The sequence below is a fragment of the Mesorhizobium tamadayense genome (assembly GCF_003863365.1).
Lineage (GTDB): Bacteria > Pseudomonadota > Alphaproteobacteria > Rhizobiales > Rhizobiaceae > Mesorhizobium > Mesorhizobium tamadayense.
Window position 1 is genome coordinate 83,157 of record NZ_RQXT01000006.1, and the last position, 16,661, is coordinate 99,817.

Consider the following 16,661-nt stretch of genomic DNA (forward strand, 5'->3'; position numbering starts at 1 on the left):
CTAGTTCGCCGCCTTGGCCGGCTGATCCCCCTGCGCCGCCGCGGCAGCAGTGGCGGCGGGTGCGGCGCCGGCCGGCGCCGGCCTGTCGGGCCGCCAGGTCGGCAGCGGCACATCGGCATAGTTTTGATCGGTCTGGTCGACGAAAGCCTTGGGCGCCGGCCCGGTCGCGCCGCCGAGGCCGACGGCGATCAGCGTCGGATGATCGAGCTTCACCTGGTAGGGCGACTTCGGCTTGTCCTTGGCGGCCAAGGTGGGCGCTGCCTCGGATTGTTCTTCTTTCGGCTTCTTCTTGCAGATCTCGTCGTTCAGATCGTTGGGCGACAGCGTGTCGCCATAGGGCTTGAGCGCCGCGAGCGTCGTCGTGCCGACGGCCGGCGCGTCAAAACCCTGGTCGAGCAGCTTCGCCGCCGTTTCGGCGCGGCTGATCGCCGATTTTTCGCCGAGCACGACGGCGACCAGCGTGCGGCCGTTGCGCGTCGCCGAGCCTATCATGTTGAAGCCCGAGGAACAGACGAAGCCGGTTTTCATGCCGTCGGCGCCCGGATAGCGGCCAATCAGGAGGTTGTAGTTCGGGATCGCCTTCTTGCCGACGGCAAGTCCCTCGATGGAGAACCACGGCGCATATTGCGGAAAATCGTTGCGAAGCGCCATCACCAGGACTGCAAGGTCGCGCGCGGTCGTGTACTGGTCCGGCGAATAGAGCCCGTTCGGATTGACGAAATGCGTTCCGACCATGCCGAGCCTGGCGGCCTCGGCATTCATACGATCGGCAAAGGCGGCTTGCGATCCGCCGATGTTCTCGCCGACTGCCATGGCGATGTCGTTTGCCGACTTGACCAGTATCATCTTCAGCGCATTGTCGAGCCGCATTATCGAGCCGGGCTTGAAGCCCATCTTGCTCGGCGGCTCGCCGGCGGAATGTTTTGTCACCTTGATCGGCGAATCGAGCGCCACCTCGCCGGCGGCGATCGCCCGAAACGCGACATAGGCCGTCATCAACTTGCTCAGAGAGGCCGGATACCAGCGCTTGAAGGCGTCCTGATGCTCCAGCACGTTGCCGCTCTTCAGGTCAAACAGCACCACCGGATTGGCGTGCGCGGCGCCCGAAAACACCGGCAGCGCCAGCGCGCCCGCAAGCAACAGGTTGAGGAAATGCCTTTGCCGCATGATCAATTCCGAAATCGCCTCTTGCCGTAGTTGCCGCTGGCTCCGTAAGATTTCGTTACGCGATGGCCAGCATGGTGCGGACCGACCCTCGACCCCGGACCGCATTATGCGGTGCTATTTACCCTATGTGACGCCAAAATGGCAAAGCGCCAGACAATCACGATTGCCGGCAAGCGGCCCTGAACCGCCTGCCCCAACAAAGAAATGGACCGATTATGCCAATTCTCAACCGTGCCGCGGAAATGCAGGAAGAGGTCGCCGGCTGGCGGCGCCATCTGCACCAGACGCCGGAGCTGAACTTTGACGTGTTCCAGACCGCCGCCTTCGTCACCGACAAGCTGCAGGCTTTCGGCTGCGACGAGGTTGTGGCGGGGCTGGGCAAGACCGGCGTCGTCGGCATCATCCGCGGCCGCAAGGGCGAGGGTCCGGCCATTGGGCTGCGTGCCGACATGGACGCGCTGCCGATCAATGAGATCACCGGCAAGCCCTATGCGTCGACCGTCCCCGGCAAGATGCATGCCTGCGGCCATGACGGCCACACCGCCATGCTGCTCGGCGCCGCGAAGTATCTCGCCGAAACGCGCAATTTCGCCGGCTCCGTGGCGGTGATCTTCCAGCCGGCCGAGGAAGGTGGCGGCGGCGGCAACGAGATGGTCAAGGACGGCATGATGGAGCGCTTCGGCATCTCGAAGGTGTTCGGCATGCACAACATGCCCGGCCTTCCCGTTGGCGAGTTCGCTATCAAGCCCGGCCCGATCATGGCGGCGACCGCCGAATTCACCATCACCGTCAAGGGGCACGGCGGCCATGCGGCCATGCCGCACGGCACCATCGATCCGATCGTCATCACCAGCCAGTTGGTGGGCGCTTTGCAGACCATTGCCTCGCGCAGCACCGATCCGGTCGAGGCCGTCGTCGTGTCGGTGACCAAGTTCCACGCCGGCGATGCCTACAACGTCATTCCGGAACAAGCCGAGATCGCCGGCACGGTACGCACGCTGAAGAAGGAAGTGGCCAGGAAGGCGGAAGAACGCATCCGCGCCATCTGCGCCGGCCTGGCGTCGGCTTTCGGCGCGACGATCGAGGTTGACTACGACGCCAACTATCCCGTCACCTTCAACCATGCAGAAGAGACGGTCTTCGCCAGCGATATTGCCGCCGACGTCGCTGGCGAGGCCCATGTCCACCGCGCCATCCAGCCGGTGATGGGCGGCGAGGATTTTTCCTACATGCTGGAAGCGCGCCCCGGCGCTTTCATATTCATCGGCAACGGCGACTCAGCCGGCCTCCATCATCCGGCCTATGACTTCAACGACGAGGTCATCCCGCACGGCGTGAGCTACTGGGTAAAGCTGGCGGAGACGGCGCTGGGCGCCTGAGCGATCTGCGATCAGAGCCCGGCGAACATCCCGCCGGGCCTATTGCCGGGTCTGCGGAAGCGGATGAACATCAGGTGCCTCCGCAGCGGATCGACTGTATGCCTCTTGGCGAACCGGTTCGAAGCGGCTATGTGTCTGGCCGCGTGGTCCCGTAGCTCAGTAGGATAGAGCGGCAGATTCCTAATCTGTAGGTCACAGGTTCGATTCCTGTCGGGATCACCATGCTTTTCAAAGGTTTAACCCGACGTCGTATAGACGGGCCGATATCGGAAAGCGTCCTTTCACGCAGGCCGACAGAAAACTCTCATCCTCCAAATCTCGGTTCCGGCACCCCGCTCACGCCGAGGCCGCCTTAAGCTAGCCGAGAAACGATTAGCGACGTTCCGGCTTCAGCGCGAGGCCGACCACCATTTCCACCATTTGTCTTTTGAGCGCCTCCTGCCCGTCGCCCATGAAAAGGTCCGTGCCGAAAATGTGCGAGAAGGTGGTTCGGTTCGAGACATTGAAGAAGCTCATTGCGCTGATGTGCCAGTGCAATTGAAGCGGAGTCACGTCCTTGCGAAACAGACCAGCCTCGCGGCCGCGTCGGCAGATCGCCTCCAATTTCTGTATGGCGCCGGCATTCAGCGGGCGGATCAGTTCGGATCGTTCCAGATAAGCCCCGTGGTGGATGTTCTCGATCATGACGATCCGGATGAAGTCCGGGTGGCGGCTGTGGTGGTCGAAGGTGAATTCCGCGAGCAGTTTCAAAGCCTCGACTGGCGGCAAATGGTCGAGTTCCAGTTCCTGTTCGCCGGCACGAACCTCGCGATAGGCTTCTTCCAGGACCCGCTCATACAGCCGCTCCTTGTCGCCGAAATAGTAGTAGATCATGCGCTTCGAGGTGTTCGTCTTGGCTGCGATCTCGTCGATGCGTGCTCCCGACAGGCCGTTTGCGGCAAATTCCGCCATCGCCACGGATAGGATATTCTTGCGCACGCCTGCGGGATCCTGTTTCCAGCCGCCGCTCCGTCCATTCGCCGGTTTATCGTCCATGATCGGCTGATGCCCTCCCAGTCCGAACCGTTGCATCCGATCGAGTCTTTAGCAAATTAACCGGCTCGTACAAAGTCGTTGACGGAATTAACCAAACGGTACAAAGTGCAGGCGGATGTCGGGAGGAGCTTGCTGATGAAACGGCAAGTCCGGCTCCGGGAGGTTGCATTGACATCGTTTGCTGCTCGCGAGATGGCGGATGGAGAAGTTACGGCTTCCGATCCGCGGCGCGTGCTGGTGGGCTTGGTCGGGCGTGGCATCCAGGCGTCGCGGACGCCGGCGATGCACCAGGCCGAAGGGAGGGCGCAGGGCATCGCCTACATCTACCGGCTGCTTGATGCCGACCGCATGGGTGACGGCACGCTCCGGCTGGACGACATACTCGCTTTCGCCGGGCATTTCGGCTTCGACGGGCTGAACGTCACCTTCCCTTACAAGCAGGAGATCATTCCGTTGCTCGACGAATTGTCGGAGGCCGCGGAGGCGCTCGGCTCGGTCAACACCGTGGTGCTGCGCGGCGGCCGCCGGATCGGCCACAACACCGACCTGTGGGGTTTTACGGAGAGTTTCCGAGGCGGCATGGCGGGGGCGCCGCGCGACAGCGTGCTGCTGCTCGGAGCCGGGGGAGCCGGCGCCGCGGTGGCTCATGCCGTGCTCCAGCTGGGTGTCAGGCAATTGCTTGTCGGCGACATCGTGCCTGCCAAGGCGGCGGCGCTCGCCCAGCGGCTCGGATCGCTGTTCGGGCCGGACCGGGTGACGGCCGTTTCCGATTTCGCCGCGGCTGCGCAGCAAACCGACGGGATCGTCAATGCGACGCCGGTCGGGATGGCCAAGCTGCCGGGCATCCCGCTCGATCCAGCGCTATTGAGACCTGAATGCTGGGTCGCCGACATCGTCTATTTCCCGCTGGAGACGGAGCTGCTCGCCGCTGCGAGACAGCGCGGCTGCCGCACGCTCAACGGCGAGGGCATGGCCGTCCATCAGGCGGCGCGGGCGTTCGAGCTTTTCACCGGCATTCAGCCGGACGTCGATCGAATGAAGGCGGCCTTCGCGACCTTCGGCGACAAGCCCGTTCCGGAACGGGCGGGTGGGGGCGAAAGCCGCCAAGCCTATGAGAATGAAACAGGGAGGAAGACATGACTTCGAATGCAAGCCGCCGCCAGTTTCTTGTCGGCACTGGTCTCGTGGCGGCCGCCACGGCGTTTCCGGCCTTTGCTCAGGAGAAGCCGAAGCTACGCTTCTCGGCGGTGTTCTCCGAGCAGGATATCCGCGCCGAGATGATGAAGAAATTCGCCGATGCCATCAAGGACGACTTCACCTTCGAAGGCTACTACGGGGGCAATCTCTTCAAGCAGGGAACGGAGCTCGTCGCTATCCAGCGCGGCACCTTGGAAATGGGGAACATCGCGCCGCAGGACGTCTCCAAGCAGATCCCGGCATGGTCTATCGTCACCGCCGGCTATCTTTTCCGCGACGCCGCCCACATGCGGAAATTCTTCGCCAGCGAACCGGGCGCGGAAATGAAGAAGATGACCGAGGACCAGCTCGGTATAAAGGTGCTTGGCCCCACCTATTTCGGCATGCGTCAGGTGGGCCTCAAGCCTGACAAGGAGATCAAGACGCCAGCCGATCTTGCCGGCATCAAGCTCAGGATGCCGGGCGGCGATGCCTGGCAGTTCCTCGGCTCGGCGCTCGGCGCCAACCCAACCCCGATGGCTTATGCGGAGGTATACACCGGCCTGCAGACGGGTGCGATCGATGGTCAGGACAATCCGCTGCCGAATGTCGAGAACATGAAATTTTACGAGGTGATGTCGCAGATCGTGCTCACCTCGCACCTCGTCGGCTTCGATCTTCTCGCGGTGTCGAAGAAGGTGTGGGACGAAATGGGCGCCGAGAAGCAGACAAGGTTCCAGGCGGCGGCCGATGCGGCCATCGAATTCTCGACCGACAAGCACTTGGCACGGGAAAAAGAGCTGGTCGAGTTCTTCAAAGGCAAGGGATTGAAGCTTTATGAACCCGACGTTGGGGCCTTCCGCAAACATGTCCAGGAGCAGTATCTGGCTTCCGACCTGGCGAAAGATTGGCCCGCGGGCATGCTGGAAAAGATCAACGCTCTCTGACCCGCCCCGGCTTCGGCGGTCAGGAGCCCGCCGAAGCCGTTGCTGCCACGTCTGATACCGTGAAGGACACCATCTTGGATGCCAACTCGCGCTTGATCGCCGGCAGACTTTATCGCGTTGCGGAGGCCGTGCTCGCGGCCATGATGGCGCTGATGTTTGCCGTGTTCATCCTGCAGATCGCCTTTCGTTATCTGCTCAACCTGCCGATTGGCTGGACCAATGAGCTCAGCGTGATGCTCTGGATCTGGCTGGTGCTCTGGGGTGCAGCCTTCGTGACCCGCGAAGAGGAGGAGATACGCTTCGATCTCTTCTATGCATCGGCCGGGCCGAGGGGACGCCGCATCATGTTCCTGGCCGCGGCCACAGCGCTCATCGCGCTCTACACGATCTCCTTCCGGGCAGTCTTCGATTACGTGACATTCATGAGGGTAGAGCGCACCGCCTACTTGAAGTTCCGCTTCGATTGGCTCTTCTCCATCTATCTGGTCTTCGTCGTTGCCACGCTGGTCCGCTACCTTTGGCTTTCCTGGCGGGCCGCCTTCGGCCCGGCTCCGAAGAGGCCCGATCCGACAGAGATGGGATCCGGCACGTGAACCTCGCCCGCCCTTTCTCCCTGTCGGTCGTCGCGATCACCGCGCTTGCCTTTCTTGGCCTGCCGATCGGTCACGCGATGATCGCCGGCTCGATCCTCTACCTGCTGCTCGCCGGGCTCGACATGGGCACCGTCGCCGAGCAGCTCCTGAACGGCATGTACGCCAACTACATCATCCTCGCCGTCCCCCTGTTTGTGTTGGCCGCCGAGCTGATGAACATCGGCTCCATGACGGAGCGCCTGCTGCGCTTCTGCAACGCCTTCGTCGGCCGGTTCCGCGGCGGCCTTGCCTTTGTCAACATCGTCCAGGCGATCATCTTTGCCGGCATGTCGGGCTCGGCTATCGCCGACGCCGCCGGCCCCGGCAAGCTCATGCAGAAGATGATGACCAACGACGGAAAATATCCGCCGAGCTACGCCGCCGCGCTCTCCGCCGCGACTGCGGTGATCGGCCCGATTATCCCGCCTTCAATCCCGATGGTTGTCTACGCGCTCGTCTCCGACGCATCGATCGGCTACCTCTTCCTCGGTGGCGTCGTGCCGGGCCTTCTGATGGCGGGCGGCCAGATGATCATCGTCGCCTATCATGCCCGCGTCTGCGGCTTCCCGGTCGAGCCGCCGACGCCGCTGCGCCAGCTGCCGCGCATCACTTGGCAGGCGCTGCCCTCGCTGATGATGCCCGTGGTGCTGCTCGGCGGCATCTATAGCGGAGTGACGACGCCAACCGAGGCGGCTGCCGTCGCCGGTGCCTACGCGCTGCTGGTTTCTGTCTTCCTCTACCACAGCGTCAGCTTCGCCGATTTCTACCGCTCGGTGCTGGTCAGCGCTCGCACCAGCGCCTCGATCGGCATGCTGATCGGCGGCGCGCTGGTGTTCAACTATGTGGTCACCGTCGAAAACATTCCCCAGTCGGTGAGCGCGCTTCTGCAGACGTGGCAGTTGTCGCCGACCGGCTTCCTCATTCTCGTAAACGTATTGCTCCTCCTGCTCGGCTGCGTGCTGGAGGGAACGACCATCCTGCTTGTGATCGTTCCGGTGCTCATCCCGACCGCGAGGGCCCTGGGTATCGATCTGGTGCATTTCGGCGTGGTGGTCGTGGTCAACATCATGCTCGGCCTCGTGACGCCGCCTTACGGCCTCCTGCTTTTCATCATGACCAGGATCGCCGAGGTGCCGTTCAGGGATCTGGTGCGCAATGTGCTGCCCTTCCTTTGGGCGATGATCGGCTCGCTGGCCTTAATCACGTTTTTTCCGGGGCTGGTGCTCTGGCTGCCGCGCCTGCTCGGCTATCAGGGGTGACAGGAGTTGGAGGAATGAAGTCCATCTTCGTGATCAACGGTCCAAACCTCAACCGTCTCGGCACGAGAGAACCCGAGATCTACGGCAGGACGACCCTTGCAGAGATCGAGATCATGTGCCGGGAGGCGGCCGGGGAACACCCGGTTCGCTTTCACCAGTCGAATTTCGAGGGTGAGATCGTCAATTGGATCCACGAGGCGATCGACGACGCTGCCGGCATCGTCATAAATCCGGCCGGCTTCTCCTTCACCTCGATTGCAATCCTCGACGCGCTGAAAATGTTCGCGGGGCCGATCGTCGAACTGCACATCTCCAACATCCACCGGCGCGAGGAAATCTATCATCGCTCTCTGATCTCCAAGGTCGCGACGGCGGTCATCGCCGGTCTCGGACCTCGCGGATATGCGATTGCCGTCAAATCGCTGAAGGAGGTGATCGAAAAGCAGAAGCCTGCGGTGCCGCCCGCAGTTCGCTCTGCGCGAGTTTCAAGCGAACTGGTGAGTGCAAGACGTATGCAGAGTTAAAACTAAAGCAGGGGAAGGAAAAATCACATGTGCCCTCCGGGATGCCTTCATTCGATCTGCGAAAATGCCACACGCAGAGGCTTGCTCAAAGCCGGGCTCACGCTCGGCCTCGGCGCGGCGGCCGCGGCGGCTCCGGGGACGCCCCCGGCCCAGGCAGCGCCGGTAAACTGTTCCTTGGCATCCCCAAGGTGAAGGGCGCGACCGGCGGCCCCACCCGGGCGATCGCGCTTCTGTAAGTTGGCAGGTGAAGCAATGAAAACCTCCATCGCAACCGTTTCCATAAGCGGCGACCTGCGGGAAAAACTCGCGGCGATCGCCGCTGCCGGATTCGATGGCGTGGAGATATTCGAGAACGATTTCCTGGCCTTCGACGGCACGCCCGCCGAGGTCGGCCGCATGGTGCGCGACCACGGGCTGGAGATCACCCTATTCCAGCCATTCCGCGATTTCGAGGGTCTGCCCGAGCCGCAGCGAAGCCGCGCCTTCGACCGCGCCGAGCGCAAGTTCGACATGATGCAGGAACTCGGCACCGACTTGATGCTCGTCTGCTCGTCGGTCTCACCGGTGTCGCTCGGCGGCATCGACCGCGCTGCCGCAGACTTCCGCGAACTCGGCGATCGCGCGGCGAAGCGAAGCTTGCGGGTCGGCTACGAGGCGCTCGCCTGGGGCCGGCACGTCAACGATCATCGCGATGCCTGGGAGGTCGTGCGCCGCGCGGCGCACCCAAACATCGGGCTGATCCTCGATTCCTTCCACACGCTGGCTCGCAAGATCGAGCTGGCCTCGATCCGCTCGATCCCCTCGGACAAGATCTTCATCGTCCAACTCGCCGACGCGCCGCTGATCGACATGGACCTGCTCTACTGGAGCCGGCACTTCCGCAACATGCCGGGCGAAGGTGACTTGCCGGTGCGCGAGTTCATGCGGGCCGTCGCAGCAACCGGCTACAATGGCTATATATCGCTCGAAATTTTCAACGACCAGTTCCGCGGCGGCTCGGCCAAGGCGATTTCCGTCGACGGCAAGCGCTCTCTTGTCTGGCTGATGGATCAGGTACGGCGCGAGGAGCCGGCGCTGAAGGTTTCGGCGCCGGCGATGCCAGACCGCATTGGCGTCGAAGGAGTCGAGTTCGTCGAATTCGCCGCGAATCCGGAAGGAGCGGAATCGCTCGGCAGACTGCTCACAACGCTGGAATTCACCCAAGCCGGGCGTCACATCTCCAAGGACGTCACTCTTTATCGGCAGGGAGAGATCAACATTGTCGTCAACACCGAGCGGCAGGGCTTTGCGCACTCCTCCTTCGTGGTTCACGGCACGTCGGCCTATGCGATCGGGTTGAAGGTCGAGGATGCGGCGGCGGCAGTAGCCCGCGCCAGGACGCTGGGCGCCGAAATATTCCATCAGCGCGTCGGCCAGGGCGAGCTGTCGATCCCGGCGATTCGTGGCGTCGGCGGCGGGTTGATCTATTTCCTCGATGGCAAGACGGACCTGGCCAAGGTCTGGGACATCGAGTTCAAGCCTGTCGTTGCTGCGGATGCCGGCAGTGGCGCTGGCCTCACCCGTATCGACCATGTCGGCCAGACCATGTTTCACGAGGAGATGCCGAGCTGGCTGCTCTTCTATGTCTCGCTCTTCAGGACAACGAAGACGCCGATGGTCGACATCGTCGATCCGGCAGGCCTCGTTCGCAGCCAGGTGATCGAAGGTCTCGACAAGCGCGTTCGTCTCACGCTCAACGGCGCCGAGAGCCGCCGCACGCTTGCCGGCCACTTCATCGCCGAGACTTTCGGCTCGAGCATCCAGCATCTCGCTATGGCAACTGGCGACATTTTCATGACCGCCGAAAGGCTCAAGGCCAACGGCTTCGAGCCATTGCAGATCTCGATGAACTACTATGACGATGTGGAGGCGCGTTTCGGCCTCGATCCCGATCTCGCCGACCGGCTGCGCGTATCGAACATCCTCTATGACCGCGATGACAAGGGCGAGTTCTTCCAGCTCTACGCTCCGACCTTCGGCGAAGGTTTCATCTTCGAGATCGTCGAGCGCCGCGGCGCCTATGCGGGCTATGGCGGGCCGAACGCGCCGTTCCGCATCGCCGCGCAAAAACGCTTGATGCGGCCCGAGGGGATGCCGAAGGTCTGATCCGCATGAAAAGGGAGCGACCCTCCACCTTCGCCAGAAGCCACTCGCAGGCAGGCCGATCGCAGTCTTTGTGAATTCGCTCGGCACCGACCTGCGCGTCTGGAACGAGGTCGAGCCGCCGCTCAGGGACCGCTGTGGCTTCATCGTCCACGACAAGCGCGGCCACGGCTTGAGGGAACTCGGCGACGCGCCGTGCACAATCGAGACGCATGCTGGAGATCTCGCAGCGCTCCGGCCGTTCGGCGTCCGAGATCGCCCAGTAGGAGAAGGCGCCGTCGGTCCAGTGGACGAGCAGGAACCCGCCGGCCGAGAGATCAGATTCGCTGGCCGGTCTTGGCGTCGAACAGATGCGCTAAGCTACGGTCGACCTCGATCCGCACGCTCTCGCCCTGCTTCAGAGCCAGCCGCTCGCGGAAGAGGCAGGAGATCACCCCTCCGCTGCAGTCGACCGTGGCGAATATCTCGGAGCCGGTCGCTTCCAGAAGCGTGACCGTGCCGGCAAGGCCTTTGCCGCTCGCCCGGATGTGCTCTGGCCGAATGCCGTAGACCAGTTCCCTTCCCGCGACCTCGGCCGGCTGGATGCCTTCCGGCAGCGGCAGCGTCAGCCCGCCGGCGCTGCGGAAGATGCCCTCTTCGATATGGCCATGGATGAAGTTCATGGCGGGCGAACCGATGAAGCCGGCGACGAACAGATTGGCCGGGCGGTCGTAGAGATCGAGCGGCGCGCCGATCTGCTCGACAAGGCCGTCATGCAGCACGACGATCTTGTCCGCCATGGTCATGGCTTCGATCTGGTCGTGCGTGACATAGACGGTGGTGGTGCCGAGCCGCTGATGCAGCGCCTTGATCTCGCCGCGCATCTGCACCCGCAACTTGGCGTCGAGATTGCTGAGCGGCTCGTCGAACAGGAACACTTGCGGATCGCGCACGATGGCGCGGCCCATGGCGACGCGCTGACGCTGGCCGCCGGAGAGCTGGCGCGGATAGCGGTCGAGCAGCTTCTCCAGGCCGAGGATGCCCGCCGCCCGCTTGACCCGGCTCGCGGTGTCGGCCGCATCGGCTTTCTTGATCCTGAGCGCGAAGCCCATATTGTCGGCCACCGTCATGTGCGGATAGAGCGCGTAGTTCTGGAACACCATGGCGATGTTGCGGTCGCGCGCCCGCAGATTGTTGACGACGCGCTCGCCGATCGCGATCTTTCCGGCCGAGATCGTTTCAAGCCCCGCGATCATCCGCAGCAGCGTCGACTTTCCGCAGCCCGACGGCCCGACCAGGATGACGAACTCGCCATCGGCGATATCGACGCTGACATCGTGGATGATCCGGGTAGCTCCGAAGGCCTTCTGCACGTTGTTGATGCTTACCGATGCCATTGGATTCCTCCAGAAAGAGTGACGTCCGTTCGGGCCGCTCAGCCGCCCTTGACCGCGCCTGCAGTCAGCCCGGCGACGATCTGCCGTTGCGCGAACATGGTCAGCACCAGCACCGGCAGCGTCACCACCAGTGCTGCAGCGGCGAGCGGCCCCCAGCTCACCTGCTCGTAGGACAGCATGTTGTAGACCGCGACCGGCAATGTCCGCGTCTCGCGGCTGGCGAGCACCACGCCAAAGACGAAATTGTTCCACGAGAAGATGACCGACAGGATGAAGGCCACCACGATGCCGGGCTTCGCGATCGGCAGCGCCACCAGCCGGAACACCTGCCAGGACGAGGCGCCGTCGATATTGGCCGCCTCTTCCAGTTCCATTGGCGTCGTCTCGAAGTAGCCGATCATCACCCAGACCACGATCGGCACCGTCACCACCAGATGGATGATGATCTGCGGCCAGAGCGTGCCGAGGATGCCCAGCCACTGGAACAACAGGAACAGCGGGATGAGATAGGAAAGCCCCGGCGTCATGCGCGCGATCATGATGACGATCGCCGATCGCTCCGCCTTGAGCCGGGCGATGCCGTAGCCGGCCGGCACCCCGATCAGCAGCGCGAGCAGCGTCGCCGTGCCGGTGACCAGTACCGAGTTCCAGAGATAGAGCAGGAAGTTGTTCTCCTCGAACACCTTCGCGTAGTTCGACCATGCGAAGCGCTCCGGGATCAGGATCGGCGGGTAGGCGCCGTTGTCGATCTCGAATTTAAGCGACAGCGAGATCATCCAGAGGAAGAACAGGATCGCCGGCGAGACCAGGACCAGCGCCACGAAGAACAGACCCAGCTTGTTGAGCAGCCGCGAGCTCATCTACTTGCCCTCCGTGTCGACCCATTGCGTGCGCTGGCGCAGCATCAGGAGAATGAAGGACAGGGCGACGATGACGATGAAGAAGACGACCACCATGGCCGAGCCATAGCCCATGTCGTAGTAGGAGAAGGCGGTGTTGTATAGATAGATGTTGATGGTCTCCGAGGCGGTGCCAGGCCCGCCCTGCGTCATCGCGTAGATGATGTCGAAGCTCTTCAGCGCATCGATCGTGCGGATGATCATTGCGATCATCAGGAACGGCGCGATCATCGGCAAGGTGAGATAGCGGAACTGTTGCCAGGCATTGGCGCCGTCGATCTCGGCGCTCTCGAACGGCTCGCGCGGCACGGATGCCAGCCCGCCCAGCACGATCAGCATCACCAGCGGCGTCCACTGCCACGTCTCGACCGCGACCAGCGAAGGAATGACCGTGTTGGCGTTGAAGATCCACTCCTGGGCGGGAATGCCGACCAGCGAGAGCAGATAGTTGAGCACGCCGAGTTGCGGGTGGAACATCATCGTCCAGACAAGGGCCACGGCAACCGGCGTTGCCATCATCGGCATCACGAATAGGCCGCGCAACAGGCCGCGCAACGGGAACCTGGCGTCGAAGATCAGGGCGGCGACGGTGCCGAAGAACATCGGCGCGACCACCGACAGGAAGGTGTAGGTCAAGGTATGCCAGAGCGATTCCCAGAAACGCGGGTCGCTCGCCAGGCGCAGATAGTTTTCCATCCCGGCAAAGCTTCGCGACTGGCCGAGCGTCCAGCTGTTGACGCTCATCCACAGCGTGAAGGCCCAGGGGAAGACGATGACGGCGCCGACGACGACCAACGCTGGGACGACGAAAGGCCAGTAGTTGGGAGCCAGCCGCACCGGCTGGCTCCCTTCGATGGCTTGCGTCGTCACCCCCGCGCGTTCTGGGGCGATGGCGGACATCAGCCTTGCTCGCTCCTGTCGAGAACCGGCTGGAACTGCTCGGTGGCCTTCTTCAGCTCGTCGGCCGGGTCGGCGCCGGCAATCATGTTGGTCAGCGCCACGCCGTAGATGTCGCGGAACTCGGTGACCGGGATGATGACCGGCAGCGACAGCCGGCTGATGTTGCCGGAGCCGACTACGGCGTCGAGCCAGCTCGGCGGCATGGTCACGCCTTCGCGCACCTTGGGGTCTTCCAGCACGGATTTGCGGAACGGCACGCCGGCGCCGGCCTGCAGCAACCGCGCGCCCATGGCCGGAGACACCGCCCACTGGCAGAACAGATAACCCGCTTCCTTCTTCGTGCTGGCGGACGTGACGCCGATGCCGTCGCCGAAAGTGCCCGCGGCATGCGCCTTGGGGCCTTTCGGCATGACGCCGTAGCCGACCTTGCCGACCACCCGCGACTTTTCCGGATTTTCCATCGGCGGCGCGAAGCCCACGCCGTCGAACCACATGCCGATCTTGCCCTGCAGGAAGGCAGACTGCGCCTCGGCCCAGTTGAAGCCGGTGACGCCTGGAGGCGCGGCCTTGGTCATCAGCCGCTGGTAGAGGCCGGCGGCTTCGATCGCTTCCGGCGACGTGGTGCGCAGCTTGCCGTCGCTGCCGAGCGGCGTCATGTCGTAGCCGAGCATCAGCGAGGTCCATACCGGCGTGTTGGCGTTCTTCAGGCCGCGGGCGACGAAGCCGAAAGTGTTGCTCGACGGGTCGGTCAGCGCTTCCGCGGCGGCCACCAGCTGCTCGAAGGTTTCGGGATATTTCAGCCCCTTGGCGTCGAACATCTCCTTGTTCCAGTAGAGAATCCAGTAGTCGACCGAGAACGGCAGCGAGCGCAGCACGCCCTGGCCGTCCTTGGCGAACTGCATGCCGGCCTCGGCGAAATCGCTTTCGACCAATCCCGGATCGGTGAGGCCCGGATCGGCAAGGTAGCCGGAAATGTCGGCCAGCCAGCCGCCCTTCTCGAACTGCCGCTTCTGCACATGGTAGCTCAGATGCACGACGTCGAAGCTCGGCTTGCCGGAGCTGAGCTCGATCACCGTCTTCTGGCGCTGCTGCTGCTCCGGCGTCGCCTCCGCGTTGACCTTGATGCCGGTCAGTTCCTCGAACTCGGCAAGATTCTTCAGGATGGTGTCGCTGCGCGGGCTCTTCACCAGGTTGACGTCGAGCGTCGTGCCGGCAAAGCGCTTCCAGTCGACGCCCGCGGCGAAGCTGGGACGCAGGCCGGTAAGGCCGGCGGCGGCGAGCGCGGCGGTTCCCTGGAGAAGCTGTCTCCTGGTTGGATTGAACGGATTGGACGACATTTCTTCCTCCCGGTTGCTGTCGTTGTCGATTGCGCCGCGACGATTGCGGCGCGGTCCTGCTTCCTCAAATCTGCAGCGCCAGCCGGCGCGCGTTGTCTATATGCCGGCTGATCGCCTCGACCGCCTTTTGCGGATCGCGGCTCTCCAGCGCCTCGATCACCGCGAGATGCTCGCGCATGACCGGCACGACGCGACCGTCGATGCGGAACCGCTCCTGGTGGATGAGCCGGATCTTCACCGAATTCACCAGATAGGCCTTGGCGATGATCTCGTTGCCCAGCGCGCTGATGAACGTGTCATGCATGGCCCAGTCGATGTTCTGGGCCCTGGCTTCCATTTCCGGTGTCGGCGTCTGCGCCAGCGCCTGCGCGAGCATGTCCTCATGCTCGCGCCGCAAGCGGGCAATCTCGGCGTCGGAAGCGTTGACGGCAAACAGCGCCACCGCCTCGCGCTCCATGAACAGGCGGAACTGGAAGGCCTCGCGGATCAGGTTGATGTCTATATGCGCGATCTGCATGCCGCGTTGCGGAATGGTGGTCAGCAGCCCCTCCGCCTCGAGCCGCGGCACGATCTCGCGGATGGCGCCAAGCGGCAGGCCGGTAAAGGCGACCAGCTCGCGCTGCGACACGAACTGGCCGGGCCTCAGGTCGCGGGCCAGCAGATGCCGCGTGAAGCTGGCATAGGCCTTTTCCCTGAGGGTTGCCGGTTCGCTCGTGTCGTCCATGCCGATGCTGGTCCTCCGACGAGTCAGGCCGCTTGTGTTGCGAACAGCCTGTCGTAAGCGGCGCCAAGCTGCTGCCGCTCCTGCGAGGCTACCGGCTCGAGCGGCGGCCGAACCGTCAGCCAGCGCTCGTCTCCGGTCTGATGCGCCACCATGGCCTTCACCGCCGGAATGACCGGATGCCTCAGCAATTCGAGGACAAAGCCCTCGACACGGGCCTCGTCGCGTCCGCTCTCGACAATGGCGCGAAGCTCCCCGGCGGCGAAATTGGCCATGCCGGAAATCGCGCCCTGGCCGCCGATCCGCACCGCCGGCGCCAGATGCCGTTCATCGCCGATCAGGATGATCAGGTCGCCATGCGCCTTGAGCAGCGCTTCGCTGTAGGCCCAGTTTCCACCCGAATCCTTGACCCCGGCGATCACGCCCGGATACGCCTTGCGCAGCCGGCCGATCAGGTCGAGCGACAACTGCACCATCGTGACCGAGGGGATGTTGTAGAGTAGCATGCCGCGGGCGAGCGGACCGAGCGCGGTGAACACGGCGGCAAACCAGCCGAACAGCCCGTCGTCGCCGACATTCTTGAAATAGCTCGGCGGTGCCAACAGGATATTGCGGGCGCCGCGCTGCAAGGCTTGGCGGCACTGCTCGGCGGCGTCCTCCGCCGCATCGACGAGCACGCCGGCGACGAGCTGATCGGCCGGGATGCCTGCCGCAAGCATGGCATCGAGGACTGGTTGCCGTTCCGCCGTACCGACGGAAGCGCCTTCACCGGTGGTTCCGAACAGCGTCACGCTGCTGCAGCCGGCATCGAGACAGGCCCTGGCATGCGCGGTCATCAGCGGAAGGGCAATCCGCCCGGCTGCATCAAACGGGGTTGTGAGGGCAACCGACAGACCAAAGCGCGAAGCCACTTGCAAAGTCTCCAATTCATCAACCTGTACGCAGCCGTACCACGCTAACATGTTAGATGTAAACAAGCTTGTCGATCACGCTCGGATGCGACCGGAAACAATTCACCCGAAATAATTCACAATGCCTGCAAAGCCAGCCCCGCCAGCGCAGATCCCGCCAGCGTCGGCAGCATGCCGGCTTTCAGCCTGAGCATAGCGACCATCGCCGCTATGGACAGCAGCGCGGTCGAGCGAGGAGACCTCCGGAAGCGGCCCG

At 63.4% G+C, this 16,661-nt stretch carries 14 protein-coding genes, 1 tRNA gene and 1 pseudogene; 8 read left to right on the plus strand and 8 right to left on the minus strand.

Annotated features, from left to right (window positions below):
• Complete coding sequence (locus EH240_RS07160) at window positions 1–1,167, minus strand: D-alanyl-D-alanine carboxypeptidase family protein (protein WP_124996719.1); 1,167 nt, start codon at window positions 1,165–1,167, stop codon at window positions 1–3.
• A 215-nt stretch (window positions 1,168–1,382) separates the two neighbouring features.
• Here EH240_RS07160 and EH240_RS07165 point away from each other — a divergent pair, with 215 nt between their 5' ends.
• A complete protein-coding gene (locus EH240_RS07165; RefSeq protein ID WP_124996720.1) occupies window positions 1,383–2,546 on the plus strand; it encodes a M20 aminoacylase family protein in 1,164 nt (387 codons plus the stop codon).
• A gap of 145 nt (window positions 2,547–2,691) precedes the next feature.
• Window positions 2,692–2,768 (plus strand) — tRNA-Arg (locus EH240_RS07170).
• 150 nt (window positions 2,769–2,918) lie between these two features.
• On the opposite strand, the gene EH240_RS07175 is transcribed toward EH240_RS07170, so the two are convergent.
• Window positions 2,919–3,581, minus strand: a complete 663-nt coding sequence (locus tag EH240_RS07175) for a TetR/AcrR family transcriptional regulator (RefSeq protein WP_124996721.1) — start codon at window positions 3,579–3,581, stop codon at window positions 2,919–2,921.
• Between the two features lie 192 nt (window positions 3,582–3,773).
• On the opposite strand from EH240_RS07175, the gene EH240_RS07180 reads away from it, so the two are divergent.
• The 6 genes and pseudogenes from EH240_RS07180 (at window position 3,774) to EH240_RS07205 (ending at window position 10,264) form a co-directional block, all read left to right on the plus strand.
• Window positions 3,774–4,721 carry a shikimate dehydrogenase gene (locus EH240_RS07180; protein ID WP_124996840.1) on the plus strand — a complete coding sequence of 316 codons (948 nt, stop codon included), beginning with the start codon at window positions 3,774–3,776 and terminating at the stop codon, window positions 4,719–4,721.
• Complete coding sequence (gene dctP, locus EH240_RS07185; protein WP_124996722.1) at window positions 4,718–5,704, plus strand: TRAP transporter substrate-binding protein DctP; 987 nt, start codon at window positions 4,718–4,720, stop codon at window positions 5,702–5,704. Before EH240_RS07180 ends, dctP begins: the two co-directional genes overlap by 4 nt.
• A 74-nt stretch (window positions 5,705–5,778) precedes the next feature.
• A complete protein-coding gene (locus EH240_RS07190) occupies window positions 5,779–6,297 on the plus strand; it encodes a TRAP transporter small permease (protein WP_245435855.1) in 519 nt (172 codons plus the stop codon).
• Window positions 6,294–7,595, plus strand: a complete 1,302-nt coding sequence (locus tag EH240_RS07195) for a TRAP transporter large permease (protein ID WP_124996723.1) — start codon at window positions 6,294–6,296, stop codon at window positions 7,593–7,595. Before EH240_RS07190 ends, EH240_RS07195 begins: the two co-directional genes overlap by 4 nt.
• Window positions 7,596–7,609: 14 nt before the next feature.
• A pseudogene (gene aroQ, locus EH240_RS07200) lies at window positions 7,610–8,038 on the plus strand (type II 3-dehydroquinate dehydratase); the annotation flags it as partial.
• A gap of 333 nt (window positions 8,039–8,371) precedes the next feature.
• A complete protein-coding gene (locus EH240_RS07205) occupies window positions 8,372–10,264 on the plus strand; it encodes a bifunctional sugar phosphate isomerase/epimerase/4-hydroxyphenylpyruvate dioxygenase family protein (protein WP_124996725.1) in 1,893 nt (630 codons plus the stop codon).
• 314 nt (window positions 10,265–10,578) lie between these two features.
• On the opposite strand, the gene EH240_RS07215 is transcribed toward EH240_RS07205, so the two are convergent.
• From EH240_RS07215 to EH240_RS07240, 6 genes are all read right to left on the minus strand, one after another.
• The gene (locus tag EH240_RS07215) at window positions 10,579–11,637 is read right to left on the minus strand and encodes an ABC transporter ATP-binding protein (RefSeq protein WP_124996726.1); all 1,059 of its coding nucleotides are present in this window, start codon (window positions 11,635–11,637) and stop codon (window positions 10,579–10,581) included.
• Window positions 11,638–11,675: 38 nt separating this feature from the next.
• Window positions 11,676–12,497, minus strand: a complete 822-nt coding sequence (locus tag EH240_RS07220) for a carbohydrate ABC transporter permease (RefSeq protein ID WP_124996727.1) — start codon at window positions 12,495–12,497, stop codon at window positions 11,676–11,678.
• A complete protein-coding gene (locus EH240_RS07225; protein WP_124996728.1) occupies window positions 12,498–13,436 on the minus strand; it encodes a carbohydrate ABC transporter permease in 939 nt (312 codons plus the stop codon). It abuts the gene before it with no gap.
• Window positions 13,436–14,773 (minus strand): ABC transporter substrate-binding protein, encoded by a 1,338-nt coding sequence (locus tag EH240_RS07230; protein ID WP_124996729.1) that lies wholly within the window; start codon window positions 14,771–14,773, stop codon window positions 13,436–13,438. The genes EH240_RS07225 and EH240_RS07230 overlap by 1 nt, the downstream gene beginning before the upstream one ends.
• Window positions 14,774–14,837: 64 nt before the next feature.
• Complete coding sequence (locus EH240_RS07235; protein WP_124996730.1) at window positions 14,838–15,497, minus strand: GntR family transcriptional regulator; 660 nt, start codon at window positions 15,495–15,497, stop codon at window positions 14,838–14,840.
• 23 nt (window positions 15,498–15,520) lie between these two features.
• Entirely contained in the window at window positions 15,521–16,405 is an 885-nt protein-coding gene (locus tag EH240_RS07240) for a dihydrodipicolinate synthase family protein (protein WP_124996731.1), read from the minus strand.
• Window positions 16,406–16,661: the final 256 nt, after the last annotated feature.

Coding starts and splice junctions, on each gene's coding strand:
- EH240_RS07160 (WP_124996719.1), bottom strand. CDS start 1,167: ATGCGGCAAAGGCATTTCCTCAACCTGTTGCTTGCGGGCGCGCTGGCG.
- EH240_RS07165 (WP_124996720.1), top strand. CDS start 1,383: ATGCCAATTCTCAACCGTGCCGCGGAAATGCAGGAAGAGGTCGCCGGC.
- EH240_RS07175 (WP_124996721.1), bottom strand. CDS start 3,581: ATGGACGATAAACCGGCGAATGGACGGAGCGGCGGCTGGAAACAGGAT.
- EH240_RS07180 (WP_124996840.1), top strand. CDS start 3,774: ATGGCGGATGGAGAAGTTACGGCTTCCGATCCGCGGCGCGTGCTGGTG.
- dctP (WP_124996722.1), top strand. CDS start 4,718: ATGACTTCGAATGCAAGCCGCCGCCAGTTTCTTGTCGGCACTGGTCTC.
- EH240_RS07205 (WP_124996725.1), top strand. CDS start 8,372: ATGAAAACCTCCATCGCAACCGTTTCCATAAGCGGCGACCTGCGGGAA.
- EH240_RS07215 (WP_124996726.1), bottom strand. CDS start 11,637: ATGGCATCGGTAAGCATCAACAACGTGCAGAAGGCCTTCGGAGCTACC.
- EH240_RS07220 (WP_124996727.1), bottom strand. CDS start 12,497: ATGAGCTCGCGGCTGCTCAACAAGCTGGGTCTGTTCTTCGTGGCGCTG.
- EH240_RS07225 (WP_124996728.1), bottom strand. CDS start 13,436: ATGTCCGCCATCGCCCCAGAACGCGCGGGGGTGACGACGCAAGCCATC.
- EH240_RS07230 (WP_124996729.1), bottom strand. CDS start 14,773: ATGTCGTCCAATCCGTTCAATCCAACCAGGAGACAGCTTCTCCAGGGA.
- EH240_RS07235 (WP_124996730.1), bottom strand. CDS start 15,497: ATGGACGACACGAGCGAACCGGCAACCCTCAGGGAAAAGGCCTATGCC.